We start from the raw sequence: 7,577 nt of genomic DNA on the forward strand, positions 1-7,577 counted from the left end.
GTTGTAGAGTATATAGCTCATAAAATCAAGGGAAGCGGTAAAAACAGTACTTTACTGTAACTGAAAACGTTATTGTGGTTAGCCAAACCGAGTCGATGACTCAACTTATTGCTTTACAATATTATGGTGGCTATCTATTATGCGCACCACACGGAGAGATGGCTGAGTGGTTTAAAGCACCGGTCTTGAAAACCGGCGATGGTTAATAGCTATCCTAGGGTTCAAATCCCTATCTCTCCGCCAAACATCAAGAAAAAGCCTTTGATTATCAAAGGCTTTTTCTATTTATAGCATTTAGAAACTTGAGAGCGTAACGGAGTTGGTTTCAATTAACCGTCGAAGAGACCGAAGCCAGCAAATCTGTTGGGCTGGTCCAAGTATAAACCCACTCTTTAATATCTTGTCCGCAAGGAGACCGCCATAAACGCTCTCCTTTAGGTCGACCAGCTAAGTAGTCGTAAAATTCGATGGCTTGCTTATTGTCTGCCATCACTTCCAGATAAACACCGCTGTTAGGAAAATATTGACCAAACCACGCTGCCATCTCTTGAATCAACTGGCGACCAATCCCTCTTCCTCGATAATTTTCATCAATGTGCAGAGACTCGATAATACTTCCTTTGTCAAAATCGTGGTTACCAAAGGCGCAGATAAACCCGCACAGCAGCCCTCCCTCTTCAATCAGTAGTACATGCTGATTAAATGGCGGATTGATCAAGCGAGTTTGCCAGATCAGTAAACGGTCTTCGAGAACGTCGTTATCAAGGTACTCTTTACCTAATATGCCTTGGTAGTGAGTTCGCCAACTTTGAGCGTGGAGCTGAGCAATTCTTTCAAAATCGCAATATTCAGCTGCTTTTATTTCCATATTCCAGTCCTTATTACTTCCTGTAAGGATTAACATCGTCTTTCATACTATTCGGTTCAAATAGAAAAGCAAAATATACTAATCACAATCCCTTAAAAGAATCATTAAACCCCTTTGACTTACAGTTGTTCGCTGATATTCTAGCGAACAACTGTAAGCCCAAGGGATTTTAATCATGGAATCGGTATCAAAACCACCACTTATCTGGATAAACATTATTATTTTTAGTTTCAGCTTGGGCTTAGCGGCCATTGCAGCCCCTTTGTATGGTTGGCAATTTGGCTACGGCATGGCGCATTGGCTTTGGTTGATGATTTGCTTTTCCTTTTGCAACCTTTCCATTACTGCGGGATATCACCGTTTATGGTCACATAAAGCCTATGAAGCCCATTGGGCACTGAGATTATTGTTTGCATTAGGTGGGGCATTTGCACTACAAAACAGTGCACTACATTGGTCTTCTGATCACCGCGTTCATCACAAGCATGTAGACAATAATGACAAAGATCCTTATTCAGCAAAACGAGGTTTCTGGTTTTCACACATAGGTTGGATGCTGCGTCACTACAATAAAACCACGTATGATGACTACTCCAACTGCCGTGATCTGCAAAAAGATAAGATCGTAATGTGGCAGCATAAATATTATGTGCCTTTGGCACTTGCAATGAACTTGGGCGTTCCACTGATTCTTGGTTTTATTTATCACGATATACTGGGCATGCTACTGATCGTGGGTGCACTGCGTTTAGTGCTCAATCATCACACGACATTTTTCATCAATTCGCTGGCTCATATATGGGGTAGCCAGCCTTATACTGATAAAAATACAGCCCGCGATAACGGTATTTTGGCTTTCTTCACTTTTGGCGAGGGCTACCACAATTATCACCATATTTTTGAAAACGATTATCGTAATGGGATTTATTGGTGGCAATACGATCCAACAAAATGGCTGATCAAGCTGTGTTCGTGGCTTGGGTTGGCTGGTAAATTGCGCACTTCTCCTCCCCTTAAGGTAGAAAAAGCGAAAGCGTTAATGGCATTAAGCCATGCGCAAAAACAGATCGCCGCGTTGCCCAATCAGCAACTCGTTATGGCCAGCATACAACGTGAATTTGACGCTTTAGTCATGCAGTTACAAGAATATTATGAATTAAAGAAACAGCTGATCGAAAGTAAAAAAAACAATATGGTTCGTAGATATGAACACTCTCTATTAATGCTGCGCTATCTACAAGTGAAGCAACAATTAGCGCTACAAAAATCCAATTGGCAGCTCATTGTGCGTCAGTACTCCTAAATTCATACTTTACAGATTTGATGAAGCCATGGCTTAAGTGGCTTCATTTTTCCTAGCTTAAATTATCCTCCCCTCCAACAGAATTTCTAGCCGTATATTTGCCAAATGAATAGTTAGAACGACTAAAACATATTCAAAGTTAAAGAATTTTCAACTAGGTTATCAATTGATAATTTTATTGTTTTAGATCATCTAAAGCTCAACTTGCTCTCGTGCTACAGTACTCTTTTCGGTAAATTCCTTGTCATAAATTGATACACGTTTTTTCAATATTGTTCATAATTTCAGGAGACTTAAATGCTAGAGCTTTTAATTGGCTTGGCGGTAACAGTAGCGGTGGGTTATTTCATTGTTAAAGGTTACAAGCCAGCAGGTGTGTTACTCACTGCAGGTATCGTTTTGCTGCTATTAACCGGCGCACTTGGCTATTCAGTGCTGCCAGCCAAAGTACCCTCAACCGGTAACACGGTAACGGATGCCCTCGAGTTCGTGAAATACATGCTACGTTACAGTGGTGGCGGTTTAGGCATGCAAATTATGTTGCTGTGTGGTTTTGCTTCGTACATGACACACATCGGTGCCAACAATGTGGTTGTAAAACAGTTTTCTAAACCTCTTTCGATCATTACATCCCCTTATATCTTGCTGGTTGCTGCTTATATTGTGGCGTGTTTGATGTCTTTAGCGGTGAGCTCAGCAACGGGTCTTGGCGTGCTGTTAATGGCCACTTTATTTCCAATGATGGTGGCGATGGGGATATCTCGCCCGGCCGCCGTCGCGGTGTGCGCATCTCCTGCCGCGATCATCCTCTCCCCTACCTCTGGTGATGTGGTTATTGCTGCGGAAAAATCTGGCCTACCTTTACACGTTTTTGCCGTGGAAACGGTTCTGCCTGTTTCGATCTGCGCCATTATCGTAATGGCGGTCGCGGCCTTCTTCTGGAACAAGTATCTTGATAAAAAAGACAATACACCGATGGAAAAAATCGATGTTTCTTCCATCGAAGTGAAAGCACCAGCTTACTATGCGGCGCTTCCATTCTTACCTATTGTAGGTGTGTTTTTATTCAACGGAGAAACCATTCAAGGTTTGAGCCTTGATATTTACACCATTGTTGTCGGATCCATCTTCATCGGTGCATTGGTTGACTTCGTGACGAAGCGTTTTAAAGGTAAAGAGACGTTAGAAGATCTAGAATCGTGCTACGCAGGTATGGCCGAAGCATTCAAAGGCGTGGTGATGCTATTGGTTGCTGCGGGCGTGTTCGCACAAGGTTTGATGTCGATTGGAGCGATTGATAACCTGCTTCACCTTGCAGAAACCGCAGGCGCAGGCGGCATAGCCTTGATGCTGATTTTAACAGGCCTTACCGTAGCAGCCGCTATTGCGACTGGTTCAGGTAACGCTCCGTTCTACGCCTTTGTTGAGTTAGCGCCATCGTTAGCGGCTAAATTGGGCGTGAACCCAGCATTCCTAATTATCCCGATGCTGCAAGCTTCAAACCTTGGGCGTACCATTTCACCGGTATCAGGTGTCGTCGTAGCAACGGCTGGCATGGGTCAAATCAGCCCATTTGAAGTGGTAAAACGCACTTCCGTTCCCGTCATCCTCGGTTTAATCACTGTCATTATTGGTACGGTAATCCTTGTACCGATGACAGCATAACGTTAACAAACAATCAGGGCGTCCTACAGGACGCCCTTTTTTCAAACCGCTATTTCCAAATAGGTGTTATTTACTCTCGCTATAACGCTCCAAGTATAAAATCGTTGCTGCCGTGCGCGATGGGACGCGTAGCTTCTTCAGTAAACTCTTCATGTGCACTTTTACTGTCGACTCAGAAATGAACAGACGATCCGCAATTTGTTTATTCCGATACCCTTTCGCGACCTCTTTTAAAATCTGAGTTTCACGGTCGGTTAATGTTTCAAAAAGATCTTCATGAGTATGACGTTCGGCAAGGTACCGAGTAACAAACTCGCTGTACGCTTTTACACCTGTAGCGGCCTGTCTAAGCAGTTCCACCAGCTCATCCGGCTCTGTATCTTTAAGAAGGTAGCCATCAGCCCCCGCTTTCACCATGGCTTCAATATCGAGTGCACTGTCTGATACCGTTAAAATAACGATGGTGGCGGTTGACTCATCGGCACGAAGCGCTGTTAACGTATCGAGCCCCGACATGCCTTTCATATTCAAATCAAGCAGAATGAGATCCGGCTCAATGTCATGTGCCAAAGCAATGGCTTCACTACCGTTGCAGGCTTCAGCAACCACTTCAAAGTCATCTTCAAAACTCAATAGCTGGTTAATACCACGTCTCATCAAAGGGTGGTCATCTACCAGCATTACTCTACATCTTGTCAAAATTTGTATCCTTTGAACGTTTATATTTCAACATAACTTGACACCCGGCGTTGGGTGCGGAGGTTACTGACAATGTGCCATGCAGCCGCGCTGCTCTTTCTTGCATAATGCTTAACCCATAATGATTGAGCTTAGCACGCTGTTGATCAAAGCCAACCCCATCATCTTTGACCGTCACCATCACCTGATCATCGACTTCATCGCAGCTGACCCGAATGACGCTAGCTTGAGCGTGTTTGATAGCATTGATAGTCGCTTCTCGGATCAACTGCAGTAAATGCACTTGTTGGTGCGCATCTAAATCAATCGATGACAAATTATTATTAAGCGCTATCTCCGCCGCAGTTTGTTCGCCAAGTTCCTCTAGCATGCCCTTTAGTGCTTGACCAAAATTGCCTTCTTTAATCGTTAGCCTAAAGGTGGTTAACAACTCTCTTAACTGGGTGTAAGCGCCCGACAAACCTTGATCAATATCTGAAATGATTTGCTCTTTTCTTTCTACAGCATGCGGGGCATCTGCTCGGCCAATCACGCGTTTCAATAGCGATACTTGTATCTTCAAGTATGAAAGCGATTGAGCTAACGAATCATGCAGTTCACGTGCGATGGTGGCGCGCTCTTCCATCAAGATCAACTGCTCGGCTTGTTTCTGCGCTTGATTATAATAGATAGCGCGGGACAATATTTGTACGAAGTTATCAATCAAGGCGTTATTTGGACAAGGCAAACTGTATTGTAGATACAAGTAACCCAGTTGTATCCCATCTAAGCTCAGTAAAAGCGGAGAGAGGGAGAACCCATTACTCTCACCTTCGGATAAGCGCGTACTTTTACCCGCGTCATCACCAATTTCTAACTGGGCAAATGTGACCCCTTCAATGGTGACCAAGTGTTGCAAAATCGCTTGAAAATTATCTTGGCTAATGCGCGATGCGGTTAACTCTTGCGAGCAGTCATACAACACTTGCAGTGCTTGGTTGGCATTTTGCAACTTATGGGTTTTCTCATTCACCGCTTGCTCCAAACCGAGGTACAGCTTACCAAGGTCGGTGGCCATTTTATTAAACGTGCGGGTTAAGATCCCCATTTCATTATGGCTGGTGACATTGAGCGATACATCAAATGAACGGTTTTGGATCTGCTCACTGGCGGTCACTAGCGAACGCAATGGCCCTACCACTTCCTTACGAATAAAATGCACCACAAACAATGAGATACATAACACACCACCCAACCCCATGCCGCCAAACCAAGCCAGTTGGATCAGCTTTTGTTCTGAGAAGTGCTGCAACTTAAAGACAAAACGGTCGATTTGGCTGACAAATTTCGCTACCTCATCAAGATAGCGGTCTTTGTTCTCGCTATTTAACAAGCTTTTCAGTTCGTGCCAACGAATGATCAACTGATAATAATCTTTGGTGATGTCGTTTGGCACAGGCCAACGCTGCAATGCTTTCATTGATGGTGAATAAAGCGAACGTTCAAAAAGATAAATGTGAGATGAATAATCCACCGAGTTACTTTGAATATCATGTGCCAATCGATAGCTTTGCATACGCATTGAACCCGCCACATTCACCGCTTCCGCATCATTGAGTGATGAGGCGAGTGTAAAAATTGCGTAACCCGTGATGGCAACTGATAGCAGCAAAATCGACAACATTGCTTTGGCAATCGTGCTTGTTACCGACTGTTTGGATCGTTTTCTCAAAACATCTCTCCGTGAACATCTCCTTGTCCATTGTATCTGATTAGGCGCGGCTGTCGTTAAAGCCATTCAATATGTGATCACTCGCGCCTGAATTTATTGATCTAAAACAACATGTCTAGCCAATTACCTCCTTGTGGGTATTTATAGAAATAGGACAAAAACTACAATTTATGTATGGGTAAATGAAGATTTGTTAACAAAAATGGGAATGCACTTTGGTTGATCTCTCAAAAAGGCGTTTTTTTTCTCGTAATAAGGTCGATGACACCATTGTCCGCTTGCCTTGGATTGCTCACCCCCTTTCCTTTTCAGATGAGTGCACTCGCTGCGGCCGTTGCCTAGAAGCGTGCGAGACGAAAATCATCACCTTAGGTGATGGTGGCTTCCCAACTATAGATTTTCATATTGATGAGTGCACCTTTTGTTATCAGTGCGCGCAGAGCTGCCCAGAGCCGATCTTTACACCGCGTTCAATGCAACCGTGGCGCGCCAAAGCCAAGATCGAAGAAAGCTGCTTGGCTAAACGCAATGTGGAGTGTCGTAGCTGCGCTGAGTCATGTGAATTAACCGCCATAACGTTCAACTTAGTTATCGGAAAAGTGGCGCAACCAAATGTCGATCTTGATGCCTGTAACGGATGTGGCGCGTGCGTTTCCATCTGTCCAACCTCAGCCATCCGTGTGAGCAATATTAATAATGAGAGATAAACATGTCACTCAATGAAGTACATATTTCAAGTTTGATCGTTCATGTCGTGCCTGAACATTTAGCGGCGCTCAAAGCGACAATCGAATCGTTTGAGAACGCAGAAGTATATGGCCAAAGCGACGAAGGGAAAATGATCGTAGTTTTGGAAACGGAAAACCAAGGCTTCGTTACTGACACCATCGATGCGATTAATAATTTACCACATGTTCTCAGCACCGCTTTGGTTTATCACCAAATAGAAAGTGGGCTGGATGACACGGATACCAACACTGGAACACAACATTCCCACATTGAGGATGACGTATGAAAATGACAAGACGCGCGTTTGTGAAAGCAAACGCAGCCGCATCCGCTGCCGCTGTCGCCGGTATTACTCTGCCCGCCAGCGCCACTAACTTGATTGCCAGTTCAGACCAAACAAAAATCACTTGGGATAAAGCGCCTTGTCGTTTCTGCGGGACTGGCTGTTCAGTATTAATCGGTACCCAAAACGGCAAAGTGGTTGCCACGCAAGGTGACCCTGAAGCCCCCGTCAACAAAGGGTTGAACTGTATTAAAGGCTACTTCCTCTCAAAAATCATGTATGGCAAAGATCGCTTGAAGCAACCACTGCTGCGTATGAA

At 44.2% G+C, this 7,577-nt stretch carries 7 protein-coding genes, 1 tRNA gene and 1 pseudogene; 6 read left to right on the top strand and 3 right to left on the bottom strand.

Annotated elements, in window-relative coordinates:
• Nucleotides 1–152: 152 nt before the first annotated feature.
• Nucleotides 153–243 (top strand) — tRNA-Ser (locus tag AACQ21_RS02525).
• 82 nt (nucleotides 244–325) lie between these two features.
• Here AACQ21_RS02525 and AACQ21_RS02530 read toward each other — a convergent pair.
• On the bottom strand, nucleotides 326–868 hold the full coding sequence (locus AACQ21_RS02530; protein WP_105977018.1) for a GNAT family N-acetyltransferase: 543 nt from the start codon (nucleotides 866–868) through the stop codon (nucleotides 326–328).
• Nucleotides 869–1,043: 175 nt separating this feature from the next.
• On the opposite strand from AACQ21_RS02530, the gene AACQ21_RS02535 reads away from it, so the two are divergent.
• Nucleotides 1,044–2,171 carry an acyl-CoA desaturase gene (locus tag AACQ21_RS02535; RefSeq protein ID WP_105977019.1) on the top strand — a complete coding sequence of 376 codons (1,128 nt, stop codon included), beginning with the start codon at nucleotides 1,044–1,046 and terminating at the stop codon, nucleotides 2,169–2,171.
• A 297-nt stretch (nucleotides 2,172–2,468) separates the two neighbouring features.
• Nucleotides 2,469–3,836, top strand: a complete 1,368-nt coding sequence (gene dcuC, locus AACQ21_RS02540) for an anaerobic C4-dicarboxylate transporter DcuC (RefSeq protein ID WP_105977020.1) — start codon at nucleotides 2,469–2,471, stop codon at nucleotides 3,834–3,836.
• Between the two features lie 66 nt (nucleotides 3,837–3,902).
• Here dcuC and AACQ21_RS02545 read toward each other — a convergent pair whose 3' ends face one another.
• The gene (locus tag AACQ21_RS02545) at nucleotides 3,903–4,535 is read right to left on the bottom strand and encodes a response regulator (RefSeq protein WP_105977021.1); all 633 of its coding nucleotides are present in this window, start codon (nucleotides 4,533–4,535) and stop codon (nucleotides 3,903–3,905) included.
• Nucleotides 4,522–6,246 carry a nitrate/nitrite two-component system sensor histidine kinase NarQ gene (gene narQ, locus AACQ21_RS02550; RefSeq protein ID WP_105977022.1) on the bottom strand — a complete coding sequence of 575 codons (1,725 nt, stop codon included), beginning with the start codon at nucleotides 6,244–6,246 and terminating at the stop codon, nucleotides 4,522–4,524. The genes AACQ21_RS02545 and narQ overlap by 14 nt, the downstream gene beginning before the upstream one ends.
• 215 nt (nucleotides 6,247–6,461) lie before the next feature.
• Between narQ and napF the strand changes: the two genes are divergently transcribed.
• The 3 genes and pseudogenes from napF to AACQ21_RS02565 all read left to right on the top strand — a co-directional run.
• On the top strand, nucleotides 6,462–6,953 hold the full coding sequence (gene napF / locus AACQ21_RS02555) for a ferredoxin-type protein NapF (RefSeq protein WP_105977023.1): 492 nt from the start codon (nucleotides 6,462–6,464) through the stop codon (nucleotides 6,951–6,953).
• Nucleotides 6,954–6,955: 2 nt separating this feature from the next.
• Nucleotides 6,956–7,261 (top strand): chaperone NapD, encoded by a 306-nt coding sequence (locus AACQ21_RS02560; RefSeq protein WP_105977024.1) that lies wholly within the window; start codon nucleotides 6,956–6,958, stop codon nucleotides 7,259–7,261.
• Nucleotides 7,258–7,577, top strand: a pseudogene (locus AACQ21_RS02565) (periplasmic nitrate reductase subunit alpha); the annotation flags it as partial. The gene AACQ21_RS02560 and the pseudogene AACQ21_RS02565, both read left to right, overlap by 4 nt.

Origin of the sequence: Vibrio sp. V01_P9A10T6 (assembly GCF_963877065.1) — a bacterium.
In the GTDB taxonomy this organism is placed as follows: domain Bacteria; phylum Pseudomonadota; class Gammaproteobacteria; order Enterobacterales; family Vibrionaceae; genus Vibrio; species Vibrio anguillarum.